General features: G+C 50.9%; 30 protein-coding genes, 1 tRNA gene and 1 riboswitch. Of the genes, 23 read left to right on the top strand and 8 right to left on the bottom strand.

Annotation, left to right across the window (positions count from 1 at the left end; translation table 11 throughout):
* The first annotated feature begins 231 nt into the window (after positions 1 to 231).
* The 3 genes from TK45_RS04675 to TK45_RS04665 are packed head-to-tail and all read left to right on the top strand — an operon-like array spanning position 232 to position 3,584.
* Positions 232 to 1,392, top strand: a complete 1,161-nt coding sequence (locus TK45_RS04675) for a paraquat-inducible protein A (RefSeq protein ID WP_131257481.1) — start codon at positions 232 to 234, stop codon at positions 1,390 to 1,392.
* Positions 1,355 to 3,034: an intermembrane transport protein PqiB gene (gene pqiB / locus TK45_RS04670; RefSeq protein WP_131257480.1), complete on the top strand. Its 1,680-nt coding sequence runs from the start codon at positions 1,355 to 1,357 to the stop codon at positions 3,032 to 3,034. The genes TK45_RS04675 and pqiB overlap by 38 nt, the downstream gene beginning before the upstream one ends.
* A complete protein-coding gene (locus TK45_RS04665; RefSeq protein ID WP_165490697.1) occupies positions 3,024 to 3,584 on the top strand; it encodes a membrane integrity-associated transporter subunit PqiC in 561 nt (186 codons plus the stop codon). The genes pqiB and TK45_RS04665 overlap by 11 nt, the downstream gene beginning before the upstream one ends.
* Positions 3,585 to 3,621: 37 nt before the next feature.
* On the opposite strand, the gene TK45_RS04660 is transcribed toward TK45_RS04665, so the two are convergent.
* Positions 3,622 to 4,122 (bottom strand): lactoylglutathione lyase family protein, encoded by a 501-nt coding sequence (locus TK45_RS04660; protein ID WP_131257478.1) that lies wholly within the window; start codon positions 4,120 to 4,122, stop codon positions 3,622 to 3,624.
* 95 nt (positions 4,123 to 4,217) lie between these two features.
* Here TK45_RS04660 and TK45_RS04655 point away from each other — a divergent pair, with 95 nt between their 5' ends.
* On the top strand, positions 4,218 to 5,087 hold the full coding sequence (locus TK45_RS04655; protein WP_131257477.1) for a LysR family transcriptional regulator: 870 nt from the start codon (positions 4,218 to 4,220) through the stop codon (positions 5,085 to 5,087).
* A 13-nt stretch (positions 5,088 to 5,100) separates the two neighbouring features.
* On the opposite strand, the gene TK45_RS04650 is transcribed toward TK45_RS04655, so the two are convergent.
* The 4 genes from TK45_RS04650 to TK45_RS04635 form a co-directional block, all read right to left on the bottom strand.
* Positions 5,101 to 6,852 carry a TIGR03545 family protein gene (locus TK45_RS04650; RefSeq protein ID WP_131257476.1) on the bottom strand — a complete coding sequence of 584 codons (1,752 nt, stop codon included), beginning with the start codon at positions 6,850 to 6,852 and terminating at the stop codon, positions 5,101 to 5,103.
* Between the two features lie 2 nt (positions 6,853 to 6,854).
* Complete coding sequence (locus TK45_RS04645) at positions 6,855 to 7,358, bottom strand: TIGR03546 family protein (RefSeq protein ID WP_131257475.1); 504 nt, start codon at positions 7,356 to 7,358, stop codon at positions 6,855 to 6,857.
* Between the two features lie 20 nt (positions 7,359 to 7,378).
* Complete coding sequence (locus TK45_RS04640) at positions 7,379 to 8,017, bottom strand: LysE family translocator (RefSeq protein WP_131257474.1); 639 nt, start codon at positions 8,015 to 8,017, stop codon at positions 7,379 to 7,381.
* A 63-nt stretch (positions 8,018 to 8,080) separates the two neighbouring features.
* Positions 8,081 to 8,515, bottom strand: coding sequence for a hypothetical protein (locus TK45_RS04635; RefSeq protein WP_131257473.1), 435 nt, complete (start codon positions 8,513 to 8,515; stop codon positions 8,081 to 8,083).
* Positions 8,516 to 8,657: 142 nt separating this feature from the next.
* Positions 8,658 to 8,769, top strand: a riboswitch (TPP riboswitch).
* A gap of 62 nt (positions 8,770 to 8,831) precedes the next feature.
* On the opposite strand from TK45_RS04635, the gene TK45_RS04630 reads away from it, so the two are divergent.
* The 14 genes from TK45_RS04630 (at position 8,832) to TK45_RS04565 (ending at position 18,737) form a co-directional block, all read left to right on the top strand.
* Positions 8,832 to 10,868 (top strand): TonB-dependent receptor, encoded by a 2,037-nt coding sequence (locus TK45_RS04630; protein ID WP_131257472.1) that lies wholly within the window; start codon positions 8,832 to 8,834, stop codon positions 10,866 to 10,868.
* Positions 10,869 to 10,877: 9 nt separating this feature from the next.
* Positions 10,878 to 11,135 (top strand): hypothetical protein, encoded by a 258-nt coding sequence (locus TK45_RS04625; protein WP_131257471.1) that lies wholly within the window; start codon positions 10,878 to 10,880, stop codon positions 11,133 to 11,135.
* Positions 11,132 to 11,740 carry a nicotinamide riboside transporter PnuC gene (pnuC, locus tag TK45_RS04620; protein WP_131257470.1) on the top strand — a complete coding sequence of 203 codons (609 nt, stop codon included), beginning with the start codon at positions 11,132 to 11,134 and terminating at the stop codon, positions 11,738 to 11,740. Before TK45_RS04625 ends, pnuC begins: the two co-directional genes overlap by 4 nt.
* Positions 11,688 to 12,515, top strand: a complete 828-nt coding sequence (locus TK45_RS04615; RefSeq protein ID WP_131257469.1) for a phosphotransferase — start codon at positions 11,688 to 11,690, stop codon at positions 12,513 to 12,515. Before pnuC ends, TK45_RS04615 begins: the two co-directional genes overlap by 53 nt.
* Before the next feature lie 86 nt (positions 12,516 to 12,601).
* Positions 12,602 to 12,678, top strand: a tRNA-Trp gene (locus TK45_RS04610).
* A gap of 325 nt (positions 12,679 to 13,003) precedes the next feature.
* A complete protein-coding gene (locus TK45_RS04605; protein WP_131257468.1) occupies positions 13,004 to 13,684 on the top strand; it encodes a hypothetical protein in 681 nt (226 codons plus the stop codon).
* Positions 13,677 to 14,219, top strand: a complete 543-nt coding sequence (locus tag TK45_RS04600; RefSeq protein ID WP_131257467.1) for a hypothetical protein — start codon at positions 13,677 to 13,679, stop codon at positions 14,217 to 14,219. Before TK45_RS04605 ends, TK45_RS04600 begins: the two co-directional genes overlap by 8 nt.
* Before the next feature lie 62 nt (positions 14,220 to 14,281).
* Positions 14,282 to 14,668: a hypothetical protein gene (locus TK45_RS04595; RefSeq protein WP_165490696.1), complete on the top strand. Its 387-nt coding sequence runs from the start codon at positions 14,282 to 14,284 to the stop codon at positions 14,666 to 14,668.
* A gap of 91 nt (positions 14,669 to 14,759) precedes the next feature.
* Positions 14,760 to 15,023: a hypothetical protein gene (locus TK45_RS04590; RefSeq protein WP_131257465.1), complete on the top strand. Its 264-nt coding sequence runs from the start codon at positions 14,760 to 14,762 to the stop codon at positions 15,021 to 15,023.
* Between the two features lie 100 nt (positions 15,024 to 15,123).
* Positions 15,124 to 15,498 carry a hypothetical protein gene (locus TK45_RS04585; RefSeq protein WP_131257464.1) on the top strand — a complete coding sequence of 125 codons (375 nt, stop codon included), beginning with the start codon at positions 15,124 to 15,126 and terminating at the stop codon, positions 15,496 to 15,498.
* 1,100 nt (positions 15,499 to 16,598) lie between these two features.
* Positions 16,599 to 17,339: a hypothetical protein gene (locus TK45_RS04580; protein WP_131257463.1), complete on the top strand. Its 741-nt coding sequence runs from the start codon at positions 16,599 to 16,601 to the stop codon at positions 17,337 to 17,339.
* A gap of 27 nt (positions 17,340 to 17,366) precedes the next feature.
* Positions 17,367 to 17,630 carry a hypothetical protein gene (locus TK45_RS04575; protein ID WP_131257462.1) on the top strand — a complete coding sequence of 88 codons (264 nt, stop codon included), beginning with the start codon at positions 17,367 to 17,369 and terminating at the stop codon, positions 17,628 to 17,630.
* 116 nt (positions 17,631 to 17,746) lie between these two features.
* On the top strand, positions 17,747 to 18,178 hold the full coding sequence (locus TK45_RS04570) for a hypothetical protein (RefSeq protein WP_131257461.1): 432 nt from the start codon (positions 17,747 to 17,749) through the stop codon (positions 18,176 to 18,178).
* A 151-nt stretch (positions 18,179 to 18,329) separates the two neighbouring features.
* Positions 18,330 to 18,737 (top strand): hypothetical protein, encoded by a 408-nt coding sequence (locus tag TK45_RS04565; RefSeq protein WP_131257460.1) that lies wholly within the window; start codon positions 18,330 to 18,332, stop codon positions 18,735 to 18,737.
* Positions 18,738 to 18,790: 53 nt separating this feature from the next.
* Here TK45_RS04565 and TK45_RS04560 read toward each other — a convergent pair whose 3' ends face one another.
* Positions 18,791 to 19,528: an ABC transporter permease gene (locus tag TK45_RS04560; RefSeq protein ID WP_165490695.1), complete on the bottom strand. Its 738-nt coding sequence runs from the start codon at positions 19,526 to 19,528 to the stop codon at positions 18,791 to 18,793.
* Positions 19,515 to 20,438: an ABC transporter ATP-binding protein gene (locus tag TK45_RS04555; protein ID WP_131257458.1), complete on the bottom strand. Its 924-nt coding sequence runs from the start codon at positions 20,436 to 20,438 to the stop codon at positions 19,515 to 19,517. The genes TK45_RS04560 and TK45_RS04555 overlap by 14 nt, the downstream gene beginning before the upstream one ends.
* 144 nt (positions 20,439 to 20,582) lie before the next feature.
* On the opposite strand from TK45_RS04555, the gene TK45_RS04550 reads away from it, so the two are divergent.
* Entirely contained in the window at positions 20,583 to 21,191 is a 609-nt protein-coding gene (locus TK45_RS04550) for a hypothetical protein (RefSeq protein WP_131257457.1), read from the top strand.
* A complete protein-coding gene (rimI, locus tag TK45_RS04545; RefSeq protein WP_165490694.1) occupies positions 21,179 to 21,628 on the top strand; it encodes a ribosomal protein S18-alanine N-acetyltransferase in 450 nt (149 codons plus the stop codon). Before TK45_RS04550 ends, rimI begins: the two co-directional genes overlap by 13 nt.
* Here rimI and TK45_RS04540 read toward each other — a convergent pair.
* Complete coding sequence (locus TK45_RS04540) at positions 21,600 to 22,529, bottom strand: LysR family transcriptional regulator (protein ID WP_131257455.1); 930 nt, start codon at positions 22,527 to 22,529, stop codon at positions 21,600 to 21,602. The genes rimI and TK45_RS04540 overlap by 29 nt on opposite strands.
* Positions 22,530 to 22,637: 108 nt before the next feature.
* On the opposite strand from TK45_RS04540, the gene TK45_RS04535 reads away from it, so the two are divergent.
* The 3 genes from TK45_RS04535 to TK45_RS04525 all read left to right on the top strand — a co-directional run.
* Positions 22,638 to 23,864 carry an acyl-CoA dehydrogenase family protein gene (locus TK45_RS04535; RefSeq protein ID WP_131257454.1) on the top strand — a complete coding sequence of 409 codons (1,227 nt, stop codon included), beginning with the start codon at positions 22,638 to 22,640 and terminating at the stop codon, positions 23,862 to 23,864.
* A 1-nt stretch (position 23,865) separates the two neighbouring features.
* The gene (locus TK45_RS04530; protein WP_131257453.1) at positions 23,866 to 24,708 is read left to right on the top strand and encodes an SDR family oxidoreductase; all 843 of its coding nucleotides are present in this window, start codon (positions 23,866 to 23,868) and stop codon (positions 24,706 to 24,708) included.
* A partial coding sequence (locus TK45_RS04525) for a phosphotransferase family protein (protein WP_131257452.1) occupies positions 24,701 to 25,304 on the top strand: 604 nt, incomplete at its 3' end. The genes TK45_RS04530 and TK45_RS04525, both read left to right, overlap by 8 nt.

Genomic DNA, 25,304 nt, shown 5'->3' with positions numbered 1-25,304 from the left:
GGCGACGAAGTGTGCCCGTTATACCTGCCAATGTCAAATGGTTTGAGCGAATAAATGACCAGTTTCACGCAGATTCGGGCTCGGTGCGTATGCGGGAATGTGCTCATAAAGCAGGCGATATTTTGTGGTTAGGTTAATTGTTAGCCAAATCAGCAGCTTGCGTGTAATCATAAGCAGCATAATGAGTGGTAGTGACTACACTACTAGTAAAGCCTGTCGACAAGGAATCCCGTGACTGACTCTTTTCACTCTGCCCAACTAGTGCATTGCCCTGACTGTGCCTTAGCCGTGCGCATTTCTCGGGTGCCGGGCGGATTTAAGGCGGTTTGCCCACGTTGTCATGCCGGACTGCATCGTCAGCGGCGACAGGCTAACCAGGTGAGTCTGGCTTGTACACTGGCTGCTTTGATTTTTCTCGCTTTCACTTTACCGTTTTCATTTTTGCAGTTTGCGGCGTCCGGTCAGCGAAATGAGATATCCATGCTCTCCGGGTTACAAACATTGGTCAGCCACGATTTTATGTTTTTGGCCTTCATCCAAGTGTTGTTGGTGGTGGTAATCCCCTTGCTGGTGCTGTTGTGCATTGTGTACCTGCAACTGGCGGTATTATTTGCGCGGCATTTCCCTGCGGCCAACAGTGTGTTGCGGATACTGCAGCGCTTAACGCCATGGGGCATGGCAGAAGTGTTTTTACTCGGGGCGCTGGTGTCGTTGATTAAGATTGCCGATATGGCCGACGTATCGCTGGGGATCAGCTTCTTTGCCTTTATGTTGTTTACCCTGTGCTTTTACGCTTCGCTCAGTTGGCTGGACATGCACACTTTGCGGCAGCAACTGATTAATTTGGGGCATTCGTTACAAGGACAAAAAAATCCCGCAGGCGCCTTTGATTCTTCGCAACGTCAGCGTGCGATTCAACTGACATGGGCAATGTTAAGCACGGCGATTATTTTGTATTTACCGGCGAATTTGCTGCCGATAATGACCACCAGTGCGTTGGGCGACACCGAGGCAAACACCATTCTGGGTGGCGTGGTGCGTCTGTGGCAGCATGGTTCATACCCGGTCGCGATTATTATCTTTCTGGCCAGTGTGGTGGTACCCCTGATGAAATTGATCGTACTCACCTGGCTGAACTGGACCGTCACAGTGCAACATATCTCACGTGCACGCCAACGCACCGGGCTGTATCGTATGGTCGAGTTTATCGGGCGCTGGTCGATGGTGGACGTGTTTGTGGTAGCGATTCTGGTTAGTCTTATTCAGCTGGAAACTATTCAGGTGTATCCGGGCCCTGCCGTCGTGGCATTTTGTCTGGTGGTGATTATGACGATGCTGGCAGCGATTACCTTTGATGTCAGATTGCTTTGGACAAGGAGAGCAGATGGATAATCAGGACGCAGTGGACGCAGAAATCCGCTCACAGCGCAGCCTATCCTGGATATGGCTGGTGCCCTTAATTGCTGCGCTGGCCGGTGGCTGGATCCTGTACGATCATTTCAGCCGCATTGGCCCGACGATTACCATTAGTTTTGAGTCGGCCTCCGGGGTAGAGCCAGGTAAAACACGGGTTAAAGTGCGCGATGTGGATGTAGGCGTGGTCAAAAGAGTGTCGTTGTCGGCAGATAACCAGCATGTGTTGGTCACCGTGCAAATGCAGGCCGATACTGAACGTTTTCTGGTGGAGGGTAGCCAGTTCTGGATTGTTTCTCCGCGTATCACCCATAACAGCGTAAGTGGCTTAAATACGCTGTTGTCAGGCGCTTATATCGATATGTCAGTTGGCACCCAAACCGCGGAAAAGCGTCGTTTTATTGGACTAAATGAGCCTCCAGTGACACCGGTGGGCACGCCGGGGTTACGCATAAAGTTGCGCTCGGCACAGGACTTTGCTTTTGATGAAGGCGATCCGGTTATTTACCGCGGCCTGACGGTTGGCAAGTTCGAAGGCGTGTCGTTTGATGTGGCGCGACGCAGCGTCAGTTACGATGTGTTTATTAACGCGCCTTATCACAAGCTACTCACCACCAATACCCGTTTCTGGAACGCCAGTGGCGTCGAAATTAATCTGGACTCCGATGGGATTAGTCTGCGCACCGGCAATGCTGAGACGCTGCTAACCAATGGTGTGGCATTCGATATCCCTAATGATGCGTTGCCCGGAGAAGCGGTAGAAGAACTGGCGACCTATGATATCTATCCCAACGAGGCCAGCGCCGATGCGGTGAAATACAACGAATCGCTGCGCTTCGTGATTTTAATCAGCGACAGCGTGCGTGGATTGAGTGTTGGCGCACCGGTGGAATATCGCGGTTTGCAAATTGGCCGGGTGGCAGAGGTGAACCTGCATAATCCTCAGGCCTATCAAATGTTAGAGCAGGATTATCAGATCCCGGTATTGCTGGAACTGTTCCCCGGCATGGCCGGCTTACCGGACACAGCGCAAGGCCGCCATCAGATGGAAAATCAACTGCAACGCTGGATCACCACCGGACTGCAGGCCAGCCTGAGTACCGGAAATTTACTCACCGGTAAACAGATCGTCGACTTACAACATTTCGCCACCGAGTCGGAGGCTAAGCTGGCACTTTTCCTGGATTATCCGGTGATCCCGACACGCGCCGGAGACTTTACCCAGATCACCCAGAAGCTCAGTGCCATATTGGATAAGCTCAATGGTTTGCCACTGGAACAACTGAGTGACGAGGCCAGCGAGACGTTGACCAACATCACACAAACAATGCAGCGTTATGATAGCTCGGGGCAAAAAATGGAAGCGCTGCTAAACCAGTTGAATGACGCCGATATTGCCAGACAAATCAGTGACATCTTACACAATGTGAATCAGCTCAGCGCGGCTTACACCGAGGGGTCACCAGGTCAGGAGGAACTCAATGCAATGCTGGCCAACGTCAACCGCACATTGCGTGAGCTACAGCCATTGATTCAGAAAGTAAATAACCAGCCCAGTAGTCTGGTTTTCCCTGCCACACCAGCCAATGAGCCGGTACCCGGAGGCAAGCATGCGAATTAGTTTGATGGTGTTGATTGTGGTACTGCTGAGCGCATGCGCATCTGCGCCACCGAGTCTGGTTTATCATCAGTTGTATACCGGCATGCCTGCCAGTTACCCGGCAACCCAAAGCGATGAGATGATCACGCTGGCGCCACTGCGGGTGGCGGATTACCTACAGCAAGCCGCGCTGGTTATGCGCAAACAGGATGGTACGCTGCATTATTCATCGACCCATTTTTGGGGCGGCAGTCTGGCTACGGATGTGGAACTACAATTGTTTGATAGCCTGAATATTGCCGCCGGCGAGCGTCGCTATATTCGTTACATGTCACCGGCCAAAGCCTACAACAGTACTCAGCTCAATATCGCGCTGGAACAGTTGCTGCCGACCGAGGACGGTCAGTTGCTGGTGCAGGTCAGTTTTTGGCTGGAACAGGATAATAAGCTTCTAAAAAATGGGCGGCTGGCACTGAGCCTGAGCATGGAAGGGAAAGGTTATGAGGCTGCCGTACAGGCAATGCGCGTGGCCCTCGTGCAACTTGCAGAGGACCTGCATCGCCAGTTGTAAATCAAGGGGCGCAATGCCCCTGATGATTCACACCTGATTAATAGGCACCGGCGCTGTAAATCAGCTCGTAACTATGGCTGTAGATCTCGAGAATAATACCGAACGGATCTTCCATATAAATCATGCGGTAAGGTTTCTCGCCAGGGTAGTAATAACGCGGTTCTGGCATACGCTTCTTGCCACCGGCGGCAACGATTTTATCTGCCAGCCCTTCTACGTCCGGATCCTGCACACAGAAGTGGAAAATCCCGGTTTTCCAGTATTCAAAGTTATTTTCCGGATTTTGCTGGTTGTTGAATTCAAAGATTTCTATCCCTATCCGGTCACCCGTAGATAAATGCGCAATGCGGAAAGATTGCCAGTTTGGTCCGAACACATCGGTGCACATCTGGCCGATGGCGCTGTCATCTTCCTCAATGCGCGTCGGCGCCATAATCAGGTACCAGCCCATGACCTCGGTGTAGAACTTCACTGCCTTGTCCAGATCGGGTACCGAAATGCCGATGTGGGAAAAATTACGTGGATATGGTTTATGCATGCTGAGTGCTCCTAAACAGTTAACGATAGACAGTTTACAAACCTCCTAACATAATCAAAAATTATCATATTTTATTATTTTGATAATGATTTGTGATGATGAATCCGATTTGGCTTAAGACTTTTTGCACGCTGGCAGAGGTGCGGCATTTCACCCGTACGGCCGAGCGTTTGTATATGACCCAGTCGGGCGTGAGTCAGCATATTCAGAAGCTGGAAGAACAGTTGTCGACCCGATTGGTGGTGCGTGATGGCCGCCAAATCACCCTGACCGACGCCGGAGTCCGATTACAGGCGCGGGGCAAAGTATTGCTGGCGGAACTGGATGAGCTGGCGACGTTTGTGGCCGATGATCCACCCTATCGTGGCAGTGTGGCACTAATGTCGCCGGGTAGTGTCGGGTTAAAGCTGTATCCGGCCTTGCTGGATCTGCAACAGCAACATGACGCATTGGTGATTGCCCATACGTTTGCACCGAATGATGATATTGAGCGGGCAATCCGACATGCTCAGGTCGATATCGGGCTGATGACTCGCCATGCGCAAGTGGCAGATGTCACTACCGAACAGATTGGGCGGGAACAATTGCTATTGGTTACCCCGGGTGAGATTGAGGATATATCCTGGGCGGCGCTGCAACAGTTAGGTTTTATTGGCCATCCGGATGGGGTGTATCACGCGCAGCAATTGCTTGGCGCGAATTTCCCGCAGTTTGAACATCCGGATTTATTGCCACTGCGGGGGTATTCTAATCAGATCGGGCTGATCTTGGCGCCCGTAGCCAGGGGGATTGGCTTTACGGTATTGCCGGCGTTTGCGGTAGAAGCCTTTGCCGCCCCCTCTCAGATCCGGGTGCACCCACTGGACAATGCCGTGTTTGAGCCGCTGTATCTGGCATTGCCAAGAGGAAAACCGCTGGCGCGGCGCATTCAGACGGTGCTTGAGCTGATTCGTTCCGCCATCTGAATGCGTCAGGTACCTAACCGAAAATCTTACCTTTCAGCTTATCCAGCACCTTGTCTTTTTCCTGCTCAAGCTTGTTATCGAATTTGGCCTTGAGCATGTCCTCAACACTGCCGAGATTGCCGTCGGCCAATTCTTCCCATTTCAACCATTGCTGCATACCGTCACCGGTTGTGCCCAGTGCCGGGTCAGCTTTGGCGTTTAAACGAGCCTGTAAACTATTGAGTTTTTGCTGGGCTTCCCCGCCCAGGCTGGCTTTAACCGCATCGGCTAACTGATTATCCAGATCGGATTTGAGCCCAAACGCCGGTTGCGCCAGTGTGCCGCTGATATCGCTGTTGATATTCAAGCTCGAGATGCCATTTAACGCACCGGCGAGTATGTTGGTGAGCTTGTTTTGCCCTTCGGCGGCAATGCTCACATCACGCAGCGCAATATCGCCGCTGCCGGTCAATGCGCCGTGGTTGAGGGTCAGACTCCCTTCACTGGCCAGCAGCGCGGAATTCAGCACCGCCGACAGTTTATCGGCATTGGCCAGCGCCAGTTGCTGCAGTTTTACTCCTGCCAGTTTCCAGTGCTGGTTAGCGTTTAAGCCAAGGCTATCCAGGCTAAGCTGGCCCTGAATATTCAGCAGATCCCACAGCGGTGAATTTTTCGAATCCACACTAAACAGAGTCGGGCGTCCGAGGACCTCGTGCTCGGTGGTAATGTCCTGCCAGTTAGAGGCAATGGACTGGCCTTTGACCACAATCGACACATTGGCTTTACGGATCAAAAAGCCGGGTAATGCGGTGGTGTCATCGAAACTGTACCAGGTACCTGCCGCACGGCTTTGCTCTGCTTCCTGCTCGGCCTGCTGTTGCAACATGGGGCCGACAATATCCAGCGCGGCAAACAGGCTGTCGCTCCATTTACGCGCCTGTGGGCCAAATACTGACTCAGTCAGTTCACCAAACGCGGCGGCATCACCGGCAACCAGCCCTTTGAGAAGATCAAAATCCTGTCCGGGCGCGGCTTTTAAGGCGGCTAACTTGGGACCAAGATCCTGTTTGGCTGTTTCCAGGGTTTGCTGGAACTGCGCAAACTTCTGTTTGTCCTGTTTCAGTGCTTCTTTTAGCTGCTTAAATTCTTTTTCTGCCGCAATCACATCCTCGGGCTTACTCAACTTAACGTCCTGCAGGGCTTTAAGCTGGGTTTTGTAGGCCTCTATTTTCTTTTTATCTGGCAGTGCCTGATAAGCCTGCTCGACCGCGGCCTTATGTTGTTGATAGGCCGTCTCAGCTTCATTGGCCGCCGCAGTGGTTTTCAGCGGTGAATTGGCCATGATCTCGTCTACCGACGGCATTTCAATATTGTCAGGCAGGTTAAACGGACTATTGCTGCCATCGGCGGCAGGCTGGCGATAGACCGCGCCGGGTGATTTTCGTGGCTGATCAAACTGCACGCCATCGACTGTCAGTTCATCAATGATGACTTTATTCATCAACAAGGCGAGCAGATCCACATCCGCGCTGGCGCGCGCAATCTGCACCTGATTATTCTCTGGAGCGCTGTGATTGGTGACCTGAATGTCCTCAACCGTAAAGCCAAACGGCGAATAGCGGTGGCTGACACTGCCGACATTAACTTCGGCGCCGGTGGCATCTGCGCCCAGCGACTCAATGGCGTATTTCACGGCCTTGTCGATAAACAGCATGCTAATCAGGGCAATCAGACCAATGACCAGTACAAACGCCAGTAGTCCGGGCCAACGAATTACATTACGCATACTTAACCTCCTACCGACTGATAAATGGAGTAAAACTTACTGGTTTTCACCATTTGCACCACATGCAGTTTATTGACCCACTTCATCGCCCGCTCACGATACTGAACCACACCGATTTTGGCGCCGATGGCAATAAATGGCGCGAGGCAAAGCCCGATCACGATACTGCCCAGCGTCAGGCTGTGGTTAAACTGGGTCAGGCGCCAGAAATCACTGTTGTACATCGCCGTCCAGGTACTTTGCAGGCTGGCAGAGGTCAATAATGCATCCCCCACCGATGCCATCAGCGGGTCGAGTAAAAATGCCAGAATGGTAAACACGGCAAAGGATGCCAGAAACGCGGCCAGATTGACCCGCAGTACCAACACCAGTAATAAAATCACCACACCGAACAGGCGCAGGGTGGGCGTTAGCCCCAGTAACATGCCAAACATAATGGCAAAGGCGATTTGCCAGGGGCTGGCTTCAGAATTTAATGCTTTGAGCAATTTCGCGAGAATCGTCACGGGTTAACTCCTGTTGTAAGTTATTCGGCTGACTGCCATTCCTCATACAAGATAATGCCGGCCAGTAAGCCGAGCAGTCCGCCGCTGATTCTGTCCTGCCATCGCACCGCACCGGGGTGGCCGGATAACCATTTAGCCAATACACCGGCAATGCTGGCCACTAACAGATCACAGCAAAACGCAATCATGGCGTACAGACTACCCAATAACAGCAATTGTTGGGTAAAAGATTCCGTTGGGCCGTCAGCAAATTGCGGTAAAAATGCGATAAAAAACAATGCCGTCTTCGGATTGCTAAGCTCGACAACAATGCTTTGACGAAAGATACGCCAGCCCGGACGCTTGCGCAGATGGGTGTTGATCTGGGTTTGGCCGCTGGCATGGAAATACTGCCAGGCCAGATAGAGCAAATATAAGCCACCCAACACTTTCAGCGTGGTAAAGGCTAACGGTGAATAGATAAACACCGCTGCCAGCCCAAAGGCGGAGGCCAGCACATAAATAAACGAGCCGACCGCTAAACCGGCTGCTGCGGTGATACCACCACGGGCGCCCTGACTCATGCTGCGCGCCATAATGTACATGTTGGAAGGGCCGGGGGACAGGCTGAGTAAAATGGCCGTGACGATAAAAGCTAACAACGACTCCGTTGAGGGCATAACACTTCCCGCAAAAGTTTGGGTAATAGCGTTAGCCTACTGATACAAAAGGAAAATAGCCAGTTAACGTGAGCGGGAATACTGGCTGATGCTTGCCAGTTGTTGGCGCAAATAGGCGTTGGCCTGGCCGAGTTCGTGGAACACCCGTTCGTTCAATGACGATTGAATACCGGCACTGCTGCGGATGAGCTGAATCTGCGTGCGGGTCAGAGGGCTGTCAAAGCAATAAGCATCCACGACACAGCCTTTGGCGATGGCGAGGCGGTGTGCCGGGAAAATAATATCCAGCGCTTGTTGATTAAAGCCATCCAGCGCCGAAAGGTCACCCAAATAGCCCCAATAAGGATCATCTATCTGTTCAACGATTTGATTGACGGCATCAACAAAGTATTGGGCCAGATTCAGGCCACAGACGCCATGAACCTCAGCATGCAGCACCTGATTGGCATAGTGGAGGGTAAAGCTACCGAATTTGTCCGCCTTGGAAATTTGCAACATAAATCAACTCATTACGGCACTGATTTAACCTTACTCAGCCACTTTATTTAAGTAAAGGCAATTCAACTGGTCAGAGCGGCGCCTCTTGCGCCCAATTTATAGCCTGTTAGAATGCCCGCGCGTTTCCAACAAGTTACATGGGATACGCACCAGGGGGTGCTGGCGATGATTATCGGCCGGCTGAGATCCGAACAACGGAAACCCTTTGACCTGATCCGGATAATACCGGCGTAGGAATGGTTGCTTAGCTCTACTCAACCCGAATACCAGCCGAAAACCGGATCTTTTCAACGCATTACGACGAAGAGATCCAAGCATGCAAAAAACACTTCTGGCCAGTGGCGTTTTACTGGCAATGTCAGCGATGGCTGACGACAACATCGAAACCATCCAGGTAACCGCCGATTACACAGTGCAGAATCTGCAGACCATGGCGGCCAGCGTCTCTATCGTGGACAACCAACAAATTGAGCAACGCCAGGCGCGCCATATCGAGCAAATCCTCAATATTGCCGCCAATGTCAATTTCAACAGCGGCGCCAGTCGCGGCCGTTTCGTGCAAATTCGCGGCATTGGTGAGCGTAGTCAGTATGCCGAGCCGATTAACCCATCGGTAGGATTGCTGGTTGATGATGTGGATATGTCTGGCTTAGGCGGCGCAGCGACCCTGTTTGATGTGGCGCAGGTAGAGATCCTGCGCGGACCACAATCCAGCAATACCGGTGCGGCGGCGCTGGCCGGTATGGTGAAAATTACCACCACCGCGGCCGATGCCAACCAAACCAGTTTGTTGACTGCCACCGCCGCGGGGAAAGATACCTTCAATTTAGGGCTGGCCCACGGTGGCGCGTTGACAGATAAACTGTTCTACCGATTTGCCGCGCAGCAATTTCAAAGTGACGGATTTGTGTATAACCAGTATCTGGATCGCCACGATACTAATGGTCTAGACGAGCTGACCAGCCGCCTGAAACTGCGTTATCTGGCCACAGAGCAGCTGACTCTGGATATGGGGCTGCACTTTTTTGATGTAGATAACGGTTACGACGCGTTTTCGCTGGATAATGACGGGGTGACCCGTTCCGATGAACCGGGTTTTGATCGTCAGCAGACCCGCGCAGTGGATTTAAAAGCACGCTGGCAACAGCCCTGGGGTGAGGTGCTGACTATTGTCACCCACAGCAACACCCATACCGCCTACGGATACGATGAAGACTGGACCTATGTTGGCTTTCATCCGTGGGAATATCAGTCGACCGACCACTACAGTCGTCAGCGCCAGCAAAGTACGCTGGATGTGCGCGTCAGTTCGCCGGCCACCGCGCAAAATGCATGGGTAGCCGGCGTGTATTGGTCAGACGCGGATGAGTCGGCCCAGCGTCAGTACACTTACAGCGAACAGGATTACGCCAGTACCTATCAACCCTCCAATCTGGCGGTATACGGCCAGCAGCAATGGCAGCTAAGTGACAGCTGGCAACTGACCGGTGCGCTGCGTTATGACCACTACCAACTAACGTTTAACGACAACAGTGGCTTTACCGCCAAAGTGTCGGACAGCATGCTCGGCGGTAAACTGGTGCTGGATATGACCCTGCCATCCGGCATGTGGTACGCCGGTATTTTCCGTGGCTACAAAGCCGGTGGGTTTAACCCGGATGAAAATGTCAGTGAGGCCAAACGTTATTTCGCGCCGGAATATAACTGGAACCTGGAAGTCGGGGTAAAAGGCCGCTTCGCCGATGACGCGGGATTCTTCCGTCTGGCCGTTTTCAGCATGCAGCGTCAGGATACTCAGATCGCCGACTATGATGTGCAGCAGCGCGGCGATGGAACTGCCGAATTTTTTGATGTGATTGCCAATGCCGATAACGGCTTTAACAATGGTCTGGAGTTGGAAACCGGTTATCAGGTTAATGATGATCTCTATCTGGCGGCCAGTGTCGGTTTACTCAACGCCCAATATGGTAATTACACCACCGCCCGCGGTGACTACATTGCCGAGCGCCAGCAGGCGCAGGCGCCGGACTATACCTACCACGTAGGCATGCGCTATCAGTTAACCGACGCCCTGAGCCTGTATCTGGATGCCGATGGCAAAGCGGATTATTACTTCTCCGACGGGCATAATGAGCAGGCCAAACGTCTGCTGCTGGTTAACGCCAATTTGCGCTGGCAGCAGGAAGGCTATAGCGTGAGCCTGTGGGCATCGAATCTGACCGATCAAACCTATTACACTCGGGGATTTGGCGGGTTCAGCAATGACCCGCGTGATTTTTACGAAACGCCAGAGCCATATTACCAACTGGGTAATGGCCGTCAGTTTGGTGTGACACTGGACTATCAATTTTAAGGAGCCGTGATGAAACTGGTGGCAGAAATTACCCTGTATCCGCTGAACGAACAGTACATTCCGCCGATTAAGGCCTTTATCGAGCGGCTGAATAGCTATGCCGAACTGGAGGTTAATACCGGCATGACCTCGACAGTAGTGATGGGAGAATATCAGCGTACTATGCAAATTCTGGCGGATGAGATGCAGCGCAGCCATCAGGAAATTGGTCAGGCAGCGTTTGTGTGCAAGTTTTTAAATGGTGATGCGATGGGAAGCGGCGAATGATGTGGTGGGCCGATCTGGCAGAACAGTGGAATAACCAGTCCTGGCTGGAGCTGGTGGCGGTAGTCACGGCGCTGGCCTATGTGTGGCTGGCGGCGCGGCAGGTACGCTGGTGCTGGCCGGCGGCTTTTGTCAGCACCAGTATCTACACCTATTTGTATCTGGATTTAGCCGCGCCAATGCAGGCTTTTCTGAATGCTTACTATCTGGTGATGGCGGTGTATGGCTGGTGGTCATGGCAACATGGCGAAGGCGATGGTCCACTGCAGGTCGGCTCGCGCTCCATGGCATTTCATGGGGTGGCGGTGGCCAGTCTGTTGTTACTCAGCGTTGCCGCCACCCATATGTCGGTCAGCGGCAGCGTCAGCACGCTGGAATATGCAGATACCCTGATCACCGTGTTCAGCCTGTTTGCCACCTGGCTGGTGGCGCAAAAGGTGCTGCAAAACTGGTTGTACTGGATAGGCATTGATGCGCTGGCGGTATGGTTTAACTGGCAGCTTGGCCTGTATCTGACCTCGTTGCTGATGGGGCTGTACGTGATCATGGCGGTGTATGGGTACCACCAGTGGCAGCAAAGCACTGAGGCAGACATTGCCACAGCCTGATCCCGCCTTAATCGCTATGCTGACGGCGTTGCCGGATTTTCCCTGGCCGTTAGCCGCATGCCGATTGCGCGAAATACCAGGCGGCGAAATCAATCGTTGTTTTCGCCTCGAAGTTGCAGAGCAAACGCTGCTGCTCAAATGGTTGAGCGCACAGCAACGAGTGCCACTGGACAGAGCCGCGCAATTTGCCTTACAGCAACAACTGGCACGGCATGGCATGGCCGCTGAGCCGGTGTACTTGTCTGCCTGTCAGCAAATCTGGCTGGAACAATGGTGCGAGGTACAAACCTTTGCCGACCAAGACCCGGATAAACTCAGCCTGCTGGCTACTGCGCTGGGGCAGATCCACGGGCTGACTATCAACACGCCTGCGCTGGACTTAGTTGCTCACTGGCATTGCTATCTTAAACACCTGCCGGCCACTGAACAGCAGATATTCCTGCCCGCAATCGCCACCTGCGAGGCCGTCTGGGCGCAGGCCGATAAATCGGTGCTCTGTCATCATGATTTGTCTTTTGGCCATGTTTTAAAAGCGCCAGCCGGAGTGATACTGGATTGGGAATACGCCGCACTATCGAATCGTTATTTCGATTTGGCCAGTTGCGCCGCCATAAACCAACTCAGTGACGCCGATGCCCAGCAACTTGCCGCAAACTATGCATCAGCTACCGGCATTCGGCGCGAAGATATACAGGCTGGCATGGAGCAAATGCAGCCACTAGTTCAGCTGACCAACGCACTTTGGTATGCCGCCAACCGCGATAAAACCGGCTAATCGCGCAGAAAAGCAGCAAACAGCACAAAAGCACTGAGCTTTTGCTTTACCTTTATTAACGCATCAGTATAATTCCGCACGTCTGCAGGGGTGTAGTTCCAATTGGTAGAACAGCGGTCTCCAAAACCGATGGTTGGGGGTTCGAGTCCCTCCACCCCTGCCATTTATTCCGAAGAAACCGCAACATTGTTTGCGGTTTTTTTGTGCCTGAATATCCCCTTTGTTTGCCTTCGTCACCGCAAAAAATTACTCCCTTTACTAAATGCTAAGAACACTGTAAAAATACACAGTTTCGAAATATTTCCCCTATATTCAGGAAAACGACCCATTGGGTCGTTTTTGTCCCGTTGCCAATTAGCAACACAGATAAAAATGCACTGTATAGCAATCACTTACGGGATCTGTTAAAAATGCGGCAGGACAAAAACGCGCGATGCGTCGGTAGAAAAACGACCCAATCGCGCACTATTAAATTGTTAGGTGAACTTATGAAACGGATTTCAATTCTGATACTTTTGTTCTTTTCCAAGTTGAGCGGCGCCTCATTTTTACATCAAACATTCGATAGCACTTGGAACGTTAAACCCTATGAATACTCAGACCAAGTTTCTGCATGGGCTTGGTCTTACAACCCTTACCAAGTTTGGGAGGAGTCTTTTGGCGTTCTTGAAGAGGTGAGCATTAGAATAAGTGTCACTGGAGAGAAGTCGGTGTCAGATTCGCTAAGCATCCGTGCTGCATTTTTCACTGGTTGGAACCCTGCGGATTATCAGTTCTCAACAACTTTGCAAATCGAAGAAGGGATTGGAACTTTTAGTCGGGTGTTTGAATGGACGTTTAATGGTTACAATCTCGGTAACTGGTTGTCTTATGATTACTTGCCTCAAGCGCATTATTACTTCGAAAGCCGTACATCTCAAAGCCCACATTTCATCCAGGCCGCAACCACTCTCACATTTGGTGTATTACAGGTTAGTGAGCCATCGACACTTTGGCTTTTAGTATCAATGCTTTATCTAGGCATTTGTGCTGGTTCACCTAACAAGGTTTTCAAATCGCCCAAACAACGGGCTGGGACGCAAACTCGCTGGCTTGGCGCTGCGCGCAGTATAGCCAGCGGTTTGCGCCCCTTAAAACGGCGTTATGTGAAAAGGAGAGTAAGTGCTTAAATTCATAGGTAAGTATCTTGCAATCGGGATTTTGCTCGGAATTGGTATGGCTATCATTGATGAAATTCATTTCCAAATGGTAAAAACCGAACGGACACGTGTATTTGAAGAAATGAAGTCTACTATCTCTGAAATGAAAGATATGTATGTTATTGATTCAAGTCAGTTATTTGGGAGTAATTTACCTGATGAGTATTTTGATCCAAGTAACGATTTGTATTTTAGTCTGCAAACCTATAAAGATTTGGGGCAGCAGATTGAAGTTTCAGGAGTAGTTACGAATCGAGGGGATCATGTATGGCAAGGCATTGGAATCGATTTTGAGGCTTACACTAGTGAAGGTGATTTAGTTGCAAGTTGCACTGATTTAACTGGTGAACTTTTACCAACACATTCAAATGGCCTTGTAATAAGATGCCCAAAAGTCGACAAATTTAAGGATAGCGTCGTGGAAAGTGTCAGCATGAAAGTCATGTGGAACTTCCATGGTAAGCGTGTAATTTCACATAACAAACAAAATAAACCGGACGCATAAATGCGCCGTTTTTTTGGGCGTTATGTTTCTGGATGAATATGTGTCGATTATGCATTGTGGCTGTGCTTTTATTATTACTATCAGGCTGTACTGAAGGTGCATATGACAAAGATAAGCCTGTTTCTATTGAATTTATTAAAGAAAACGCCTCTAGTCTGGAAGGAAGACTTGTGCTCACTTCTGGTATTTTCGAAATTTACCCTAACTTATCACTTTTTCAGGATTTAGATGCCCGGAACGGTGCTGGTCAAATAAGATTGAAGAAAGCAATAATGCTCAATGTAGATTTTGAATACGATGAAATATCTTCATTGGACTGTTATGGAAAAGTTGTCATTGCAGAAGGCACTGTTGTTAAAGGTAAAAAAATGGATGCGTATTATCTAGGCGGAACTGTGCGCATTACTAATAGTAAAGGCGAAATCTGTCATGTTTTTCAAGGGCAATAGTGTGAAAATGAAACATAACAAGTTAAACCATCGGAAAATCACTCGCTCCGCTCGTGTTTTCCGCTGTTTAAAGCGTTATGTGTGAATCCAGATGAAGCAAAGAATTCAGAGAATTGTTGTTTATTTAATTTCGATAATAGTTCTTACAGTAATTTCAATCGAAACTGGTTCTGAGCTCATTACACAGTACTCCATGTATATTAATGGCTTTACTGGTATTGAACGACATCGTCTAGAAGACGATATGGGGTTTGGTTTGCTACTTTTGTTAGGTTTAATACCTGAGTTAATTATCGGGGTTACTGCTGGTATTTTTTTAGGTAAAAGAATTAATGGCAAACTCAAAAACACATAACAAGGCGCATCACTCGCAGCCTGCGGCTGCTGGGACGTCAAACGCTAACGCGTTTTTCCGCCCGTGTGCTTTGCGTTATGTGACTCAAGGATGACGAAGAATGGAGTTGCCATTAAAAGATCTGGAAAAGGAATATGCGATACCCAATGTGTGGAAAGACTCCATTTTCGATGTGGTTGTTCAATTAACTAATGATAATTTTGAACTCCACAATACCCCGGAAAACGTCTATCTCCAATCCAGTGATTTAGCCAAATTAAACAGAGAAAATGTTCTTGAATATGGTTGTTGTTTAATGCCTTTAATTGCGGAATGTTGGGAACGTTCATGCTATCAATGGCAAGGGGATTATTGGGATTTGATTGTCGATTTATGTACAACGGAAGAAGGTGTTAGCGATCTGGTTTTAAGTGGTCGTGTCTATCCCTTAGCTTCAGGCTACAAATATGAGTTTGGCATGGTGTATGTTCCGTAGTTTTAATAGACAGTCACATAACAAAAAAATTATGTCGCCCGCAGGCGGGCTGGGACACAAACACGCAGGCGGCTTCGCCATTGTAGCCTGCCTGTTTGTGCCCCATATTTAAGTGTTAGCTGCCGCCGCTTATTCGAGAGTGCTTATCGTCATAATGAGCAACGATAAGAAACGGCGCGATAAGAGTAAAATCGACTAGCGAGGGTGCGCAATTTCTGGCACGCTTGAAGCGCTAGCGGAGGCCGCTGAAGCATGCTTGCAGCCGGACCCAGCGAGCCAGCTTCAAGTAAGGAAAGCCCACCCATTACGGCGGTGAGTTAAATCAGGGAGAGCAGCGTTGTCAAAACACCCCTCAGTGACTGTCACAGTGACTCCTGTCCGACACCCAGCTAACAAGGCACTACAACGGACGCGCACAGCGCGCCGTTGAGCTAGATGTTAGCTGCCGCCGCTTATTCGAGAGTGCTTATCGTCATAATGAGCAACGATAAGAAACGGCGCGATAAGAGTAAAATCGACTAGCGAGGGTGCGCAATTTCTGGCACGCTTGAAGCGCTAGCGGAGGCCGCTGAAGCATGCTTGCAGCCGGACCCAGCGAGCCAGCTTCAAGTAAGGAAAGCCCACCCATTACGGCGGTGAGTTAAATCAGGGAGAGCAGCGTTGTCAAAACACCCCTCAGTGACTGTCACAGTGACTCCTGTCCGACACCCAGCTAACAAGGCACTACAACGGACGCGCACAGCGCGCCGTTGAGCTAGATGTTAGCTGCCGCCGCTTATTCGAGAGTGCTTATCGTCATAATGAGCAACGATAAGAAACGGCGCGATAAGAGTAAAATCGACTAGCGAGGGTGCGCAATTTCTGGCACGCTTGAAGCGCTAGCGGAGGCCGCTGAAGCATGCTTGCAGCCGGACCCAGCGAGCCAGCTTCAAGTAAGGAAAGCCCACCCATTACGGCGGTGAGTTAAATCAGGGAGAGCAGCGTTGTCAAAACACCCCTCAGTGACTGTCACAGTGACTCCTGTCCGACACCCAGCTAACAAGGCACTACAACGGACGCGCACAGCGCGCCGTTGAGCTAGATGTTAGCTACTTAGAACTATGCCAATTGAAAGAATCGGAAAATATTTAGAAACAGCAGACTTAGGTATTACTCATTCTCTGGGGATTGAGACAAACCAAATTGAGAGCTGCATAAAAGAGATTCAAGATAGAGGAATTCTTGGCGCTTTCGGGTGTCCAGTATTTGGCTTTAAACAGCAGAACCTGGATTTTCTTAGCGAAATACCATCCATTAAACAGGTTTGGTTCTGGGAAATCGCTCTCAAAGATATAGGTGGGCTTTATTCCCTAAAAGACTTGTCCTATTTCGGAATCCATGAAAAGCGGCCCCCCATCGATTTCTCAAAATTCCCCAATCTTCGAAAGGCAGTTTGGCATCCAATTCACAAAGATAGCGGCCTTGGGGAACTAGATTCACTTCGGGGGCTTGATGTTTGGAGATTCAAACCAAAAGATAAAACCTACGAAAGCATCGAACTGCCGAAAAATCTGAAACAACTTGATCTTAACTGGTGTAATCCCACTTCACTGAATGGCATGCCCTATCTACCTGAGCTTGAGGAGCTGCAAATTCATTATTGTAGAAACCTTGAATCGATAGAATCGGTTTTTGAGTTTGCACCAAATTTGAAAAAGCTGATAGTTACAAGATGTGCAAACCTCAAACACTTTGATGTGGTTTCAAGCCATGATTGGGAGCATATGCATATCAATATCAAAGGTAAAACCGTAGCTAACAAATCAAGCAAGAGGGACGTCGCAAGCGGCGCCCCTTCTTGAAGCGTTATGTTGTAAGGAAGGCAGAAATTGAACGGATTTGAAATACCACTAAAATTGGTAGAAGCCTTCGGTCCTTTCGAAGAATTCAAGCAAGATGCTTCCATTGTAAACCTACACCTTAAAGATGGTAGAACGTTTAAAAATGCTCTTCTGGTGTACCCAAATGAACTACTTGCTATTGAAAACCAAACAACCTTACCATTTGCCATCGAAGAAATTGAAAGTATCGAACAAACACCTGAAAATTTGCGTGTAAGAACAACTAGTAAGTGGTCTTTTTTTACAGCATAGCAACATAACAAACCAAGCAAACGGGACAACTACATGTGGGCTCCCGTCACTTCGTTCCATATTTTAGCCCACATGCAATTGCCCCTTCTTGGGGTGTTATATAACCATGGGGTTCAGTGAAAACCGTCAACTTTAAACTTGCTCTAGATGCAACTATAGCGGCAATTTTTATCACATTAGGTGTGATTTATATATTGATCGTGCGGGTTGATAAAAATATTGAGTCAATCGATTTAACTAATAGTGAATTAAGTTGCAAAGCTAGCTCAAGAGGCAAATATAGAGGTTATTTCACCATCAATGGCAATGAGTACTTTTCCTCTGGTACTTATAGGACTTGTGAAGAGTTCCTAAACCTTATGACAGGCAAAGAAATAAAAGGGAAACACCAGAAAGATAAGAGCCTGTTGGTAGAGCTTAGAGTCGGTGAAAGTTTATATGCAGATAACTCCGTAGGAATGAGAGTTTTAATAGGTGTATTTGTTGGTTTAGTTTGTTTTGCTTACTTACGCAGACCCATACATTGGTTCGCGAAAAAGGTTATATAACAAGCCACTGAAGCGGGACTCGTAACAGGTGGCTCAGTTTCGCTTCGCAATTACGTGCCAAGTTACCAAGCCGCTGTGCGCGGCGTTACATTTCTCAAGAGTTAATGGATACGACTGGTTGAAGAGCAGTAACACCAAAAAAGTTCCGATAATGTTTACATTCTTATTCCAATCTGACCGGTCGGTACAGGGTGGCTTTAGATACATCCATGAAAGAACAAACCCCGTAGAATGCTCAATCAAGGAAACTGATGACGGCAAAATGCTATTGCGTGTTACAAAAGTAATCGCCGATAACGAAGCCGCTATTGCTCGAGAGCAATGCGAGTTAGAAACAGATTTATCCAAATATGGTGGCGTGTTCGTAAGTAAGAAGTACCACTTAGTTGTGAAAGGCGACAAGTTAGAAAGAAAAAGAATTTCATTCATCGCAAAGTTATTAACATGGATGACTCCACCAGGCGATGCGAGAAATTATGTACTTAGAAAAATTCCTTTGTATTCAATAATTTTTATCTTGTTTTTGGTCTTACTTTTGTCTGTAGTGCGTGAAATGTAACAAGTTACTTAATTTCGTTCCGGACAAAAGCAGCGCTGTCTCCACGGGACAGGCTACACCCCCACCTCGCGCTTACCAAACCACCAGGTAGTCACTAGCGCCATCAAGCCACCGACCAGACCGCTGAGCAGCAGGGCCTGATGAGATAATTCATCGGCAGGACTCAACGCCAGCATGGGGTAACCCCAAGGGTAATAGACCCAGTATTCCGAGCGGGCGACGAAGGAAATCCCCAGCGTGGTTACCAGCCCGATGGTGAGGATTGCCATCAAATGGGTGAAGCGCCAGCTCACCGCATGCTGAAACACCACCATAGGGAAGCAACTCAGTGCAACCAGCCCCATGGTTTTGATAAACGGATAGGCAAACGCGTCATGGGCCGGGAAGCCCTGCCACACCAAGAGCGCAACGCCTGCAGCGCACAGCAACAGCATTAAACACCCAGCCAGCACCACAAAGCTCCAGGCCATCAGCAACTTCACCAGATACAATTGTGCCTGACTGACCGGCAGGGTAAGCATTACCCGCCAGGTCTGATTCACGTGCTCACTTTGCACCAGCAGCGCAGAGGACAACACGCAAAACATCGGCATCATCAGAAACGTCCACATGAGTACCGCGTTTTGCCAGTAAACGTCCCAGCCTTTGGCCTCGATGGTCGCGCCACCATTGTGCAGGTGCTGGGCCAATGGGAATAGCGCGGTAGCCAGCGGGCACAGGAACAGCATGAGTAACACAAACGTGCGGCGGGTTTTCAGCCACTCAATGCGCCATAAGTTAAGCCATTGCATGGGACGCCTCCAATGCCTGCGTTTGTTGCCCCACAAACCAATCTTCCAGCGATGGTTGATGCCAGCGGGCTTCAAAAATTTCCACATCGTGGGCAAGCAAATGTTGCAGTAACGGGGTGAGATCGGCTGATGACAGACCATCCAGCCACAGGCCATCTGTGTCCTGTTCACTGCGTAGCGACATGCGCTCAAGCAGCTCAGCGGTGCTGTCTAACGGGTGGCAAACCAGTTTTAAACGCCGGACTTGCTTTTGTTTAAGGGTCAGCAGGTTTTCCTGCGCAATTACCCGCCCTTTATGCAGCAGCGCCACATGACTGGCCATTTTTTCTACTTCATCCAACAAATGGCTGGAGACAAACACGCTGCAATCCTGCCGTGCCGGTAGCTGCTGTATCAGCGTGCGAATATCCTGCATGCCCTGAGGATCAAGGCCGTTGGTGGGTTCATCCAGTATCAGCAGCTTGGGTGCGCCGATAAGCGTCATGGCGATGGCCAGACGCTGTTTCATACCCAGCGAAAACTGACCAATCCTGCGCTGCCTTGCCGCGCGCATTTCCACGACATCCAACACCCGGTCAATGTCCCTGAGGCTGACGTTTTTCAGGCGGCAGGCAATGGATAAACACTCTGCGGCGGTTAAGTTGGGGTAAAGCGCCGGTGATTCCACCAATGCGCCAATCTGTGCCAGAACCGGCAGGCGCTGACGGGTGATATCCATGCCGAGCACTTCGGCTTTGCCGGCATCGGCGCGTAGCAACCCGGTTAAGATGCGAATGGTGGTGGATTTGCCCGATCCGTTATTACCCAAAAAGGCAAAGACCGCCCCTTGCGGCACCTGCAAGTCGACGCCTTGTAGCACCGCCAGACCATCATAGGCCTTTTGTAATTGCTCGGTTTGAATCACATTCACCGGATTTGGCTCCTGGCCTCAGTTGTTAATGGTGAAAGTAAACACCTACGGGCGGGGCGACAAGTTAAGTTGGGTAACAGAATTTGTCTGAATCCTCTAGAGCCCCACGGAGTCAGCCTTGCAGCCGATAGGGCACATCAGTAGATGATTCTGACTGCGCGCAGTGGTAATCTTGCCGCCATGCAAAAAATCACGCCTTATCAACAAGCGGTACTGACTGAGCTGGGGATCCCGGTTTGGTCTATCCGTGACGATGCCCCCGCCCATATACGCGAGGCCGGGTCGATTGTGGCTATGCCAGAATCCGCCACAGCAAATGAAGTGCAAGCACCTGAACTACTGGTGCAGGCACCTGAACAGCTGGTGCATGCCGCGCCAGTGGCTTTGGCCAAATCAGCGGATCCCGCCAGTGGGATTGCCGCGCTGAAGCAAGCGATGGGGATGGGTGAACCGGTGCAAACGCAACCGGCACCAGCACGAGAAGAGGCGCTGCCTGAGCCCGTTGCTGAGGAGTTTACACCAGCAGTTCAGGCGCAGGCCGTAACGGAGTTGCCCAATCTGTTCGAAAGCAGTGATGTGTTCGTTAATGATGTGAAATGCGCGTTACCCCATGATCCGGCGCTGATCTGGAATGAGGGCGAGCAGTTCGCGGTCAACGGCAATACGCTGGTCACGCCGGCGCTGCTACAACTCAAGCACAGCCCCGACCTGAAACAGCAGTTATGGCAAGTCCTGCAAACATGGCAGAACTAGTCGCACTTAGTGCCGATACGCTGGACGCGGCCTATTCGGTGCATTGCACCTGTCAGTCATTTCCCTGGTCGAAAAACACCTTTGCCGATGGCCTCAGTGCGCCGTACTTTAGTTATGTGATTACCGCAGGTAATGACGTGCAAGGTTATTACCTGTGCCATCAGGTGTTGGATGAAGTGACCCTGATGGACGTGGGGGTGGTGCCGTCTGCCCGAGGGCAGGGGCTGGGCAAACAATTGCTGTTACATGTGATCAGCGAGTCTGCCAAACGGGCTGCCAGTATGATCTTTCTTGAAGTCAGAGCGTCCAATCACACCGCCGTTAGCCTGTATCAGGCCTGTGGTTTCAGCCATATCGATGTACGTAAAAATTATTACCCCACCGCCAGTGGCCGCGAAGACGCCTGTATCATGCGCCTTGCGTTAACTGCCCGCTAACAAATAACTGTTCTATTTGCGCACGTAGCCAGCTCAGGGCCGGATCCTGATCGGTCTGCTGGTGCCAGTAAATTTGTGAGTCGATAGGCGCAAGGCTAAGGGGCAAGTCACACAGCAGCGTAGCGGGTGACTGTAAGTGCTGGCCAATCAGCCATGGCAGGGTTAGCAGTAAATCTGAACCCGACACCAGATGGCGGGCACTGTGATAGCTTTGACAGCGCAAATGAATATCCCTGTTCACTCCTTGTTGCAACAGGCCGATGTCTTCCAGCGCCGGGCCACTGGCACGCGATGATACGGTGATATGCCGTGCAGCCAGATAGGTCTGCTGGTTGAGACCCGTTGCCAGCGGATGGTCGCGGCGCATCAGCACGGCAAATTTATCCCGCGATAAGGGCCGGTGCAGAATCGGTGCTTTAAGCGGCAATGCCACATCGATGGCCATATCCAGTTGCCGGGAGGCGAGCAATTTTGGCATGTTATCCCGCTCTACTCTTACGCTGTGTAAGCGGGTATTCGGCGCCATGCTTTGCAACAAGGGCAGTAATGCCGGCAATAATACTGCTTCTATCGCATCATGCATCGCCAGCACAAAGGTCTGGGTGCTGGTTGCAAGGGAAAACTCACCACATTGGCTGAGCACCTCACGCAAGCGGGTTAACGCCGCAATCAGCGCCGGTGCAATACGTTCACATGCCGGCGTTGGCTGCATGCGCTGGCCCTGACGCACGAATAAATCATCCTGCAACGTGGTGCGCAAACGGCGCATGGCATGGCTAACCGCCGAGGGGCTGATACACAAAATCTGCGCGGCGGCCGACATATTGCGCTGTTGGTACAGCACCTCAAATACCTTGAGCAGATTCAAATCCAGTTGGGCGATGGTTTTCGGATCGAGCATGGCTGGTTATTGTGAATGAAATTCATTGTAGGTTATCAATTAAATTCATTTCATTCATATAAAAGTTATGCGTAAGCTGAGGTGACCTAATCTGGCGAGACAGCAATCATGGACTTTAGTCACAGCGAGAAATCACAGCAGTATCAGGCGCGCCTCAAAGCCTTTATGCAGGAGCATGTCTACCCGCAGGAAAAGGCGATTCTGGCCGACAACAAGCGGCTCAATGAGGGGCGTGATTTTCGCCACTGGCAGGTGCCTGCGGCGATCCATACCCTTAAACAACAAGCCCGCGAGGCGGGGTTGTGGAATTTATTTTTGCCGGATGCCGAATTAGGCGCGGGGCTAAGTTGCCTGGATTACGCGCCGCTGGCGGAAGAAATGGGCAAAGTCGCGTTTGCCGCCGAGCTGTTTAACTGTAATGCGCCGGATACCGGCAATATGGAAGTGTTGTATCACTTTGGTAATCAGGCCCAGCAAAATAGCTGGCTGATGCCACTGCTGTCTGGCGAGATCCGCTCGGTATTTGCCATGACCGAACCTGAGGTGGCGTCATCCGATGCCACCAATATGCAGGCCACCATAGTAGAAGATGGTGATGAGTTGGTGCTCAATGGGCGCAAATGGTGGACCACCGGCCTGGGCCATCCGGATGCCAAAGTCGCGATTTTTATGGGCTTGTCCAATCCGGACAATGATAAACATAATCAGCATTCCATGGTGATTGTGCCGCTGGATAGCCCCGGTGTGGAGATCCAGCGCATGCTGACCGCCTGTGGCGATTACGATGCGCCCTATGGCCACGGTGAAGTGCTGTTTACTGATGTGCGCGTGCCGAAAAGCAATCTGCTGGTTGGCATGGGCAAAGGCTTTGCCATTGCGCAGGGGCGTTTAGGCCCGGGGCGTATTCACCATTGTATGCGCGCCATTGGTGCGGCAGAGCGGGCACTGGAGCTGATGATTAAACGCGGGCTATCCCGTCAGGCGTTCGGTAAACCGCTGATTAAGCTCGGTGGTAACCTGGAACGGGTGGCCGAGGCGCGGATGCTGATCGACCAGGCGCGCTTGCTGACCTTACAGGCTGCGTGGAAAATCGATAAGCTGGGGGTAAAACAGGCCATGACCGATATCTCCAGCATTAAAGTGGTGGTGCCAAATATGTTGCAACGGGTGTCTGATATGGCTATCCAGATGTTCGGCGGGGCGGGCGTGAATGACGATCTGCCGCTGACATACTTTAATGCCATGGGGCGGATTCTGCGTATTGCAGACGGCCCGGATGAAGTACACATGGGCATGGTTTCGCGGCTGGAACTGGCCAAATACACAGGACGTTAATATGCAGCGGATTTTAATTACCGGCGCGGCATCGGGCTTGGGCAAAGGCCTGGCAGAAACCTGGGCCAAGCGGTTAGGCAAGCAGGCGAAAATCTGTATCGCCGATGTGAACGACGAACGCGGCCAAGAGGTGGTCAGCCAGCTGCAAGGGCAGGTGGCGGATGTGCTGTATGTGCATTGTGATATTACCTCCGAGTCCGACATCAGCGAGTTGGCCAATATCCTGCAGACGCGCTGGGGCGGGGTGGATACCGTGGTCAACAATGCCGGTGTTGCTACCGGCGGTAGCCTACTGGGTGAGAGTATCGAGCAGTGGCAATGGGTGATGGATATCAATGTGCTGGGCATGGTGCGCGTTAGCCAGCGTTTTTTGCCGATGTTTCGCAAGCAGGGCAGCGGCCGCTTTATCAATATTGCCTCACAGGCCGGTATCACGCCGGTGCCCTGTATGGGCAGCTATAATGCGGCCAAAGCCGCGGTGGTCGGGCTGTCGGAGACCTGGTATCTGGAATTTAAGCCGCAGAACATCGACGTGCATGTGGTGTGTCCGAGCTTTTTCAAAACCAATCTGGATGAGTCCATGCGTACCTCAGAGCCTACGGCGCGGATGATGATGGATCGTATGTTCGACAAGGCCACCATGACCACCGAACAAGTGGCGGCGTATATTCTCGATGCGGTGGAAAAACAGCAATTTTTGATTGTTACCCATCCGGAAGGGCGCCTGGCATACCGGCTGAAGAAGTTCCTGTCGCGCCCTCGTTATCTGGCCACCATGGCGAAGAAAACCGGCGGCATGGTGAAACGCATGCTGGCTGAACATCAGGAGCGTAAGGGTGAGTAAATCGGTAATCGATCAGGCCAAAGCGGTGCGAAGTGGTGAAGAGTTACCGCTTGAGCCGGTAAATAACTGGCTGCAGGGTCAGGTTGCCGGACTCAGCGGCTCGCCCGAGGTGACCCAATACAGCGGTGGCGCGTCGAACTGGACCTATTGTCTGCATTATCCACAGCGCGAGGTGATTTTACGCAGAGCCCCCAAAGGCACCAAGGCTAAAGGCGCGCACGATATGGGGCGCGAGTTTCGCTTACAGCGGGCGATCAAGCCCGTCTACCGCTATGTGCCAGAGATGCTGGCACTGTGTGAGGACGAGGCCGTGTTGGGGGGCGATTTTTATGTGATGGAAAAGCTCACCGGCATTATTCCGCGCAAAAATCTGCCCCGCGGTGTCGATATGACACCAGAGCAGACCCGCCAGCTGTGTGAAAACGTGCTGGATTGCATGATTGAACTGCACCAAATTGATATTCACCAGGCCGGGCTAAGTAATCTGGCCAAGGGGGAGGGCTATGTGCAGCGCCAGATTGATGGCTGGTCACAGCGTTATCAGCAAGCCAAAACCTGGAATGTGCCATCGGGTAAGGCCGTGATGAAATGGCTGG

The sequence above is a fragment of the Bowmanella sp. JS7-9 genome, from assembly GCF_004329715.1.
GTDB classification, from domain to species: Bacteria; Pseudomonadota; Gammaproteobacteria; order Enterobacterales; family Alteromonadaceae; genus Pseudobowmanella; species Pseudobowmanella zhangzhouensis.
Note: the sequence above shows the minus strand (reverse complement) of the source record. Positions and strands in the feature narration are given on the sequence as shown.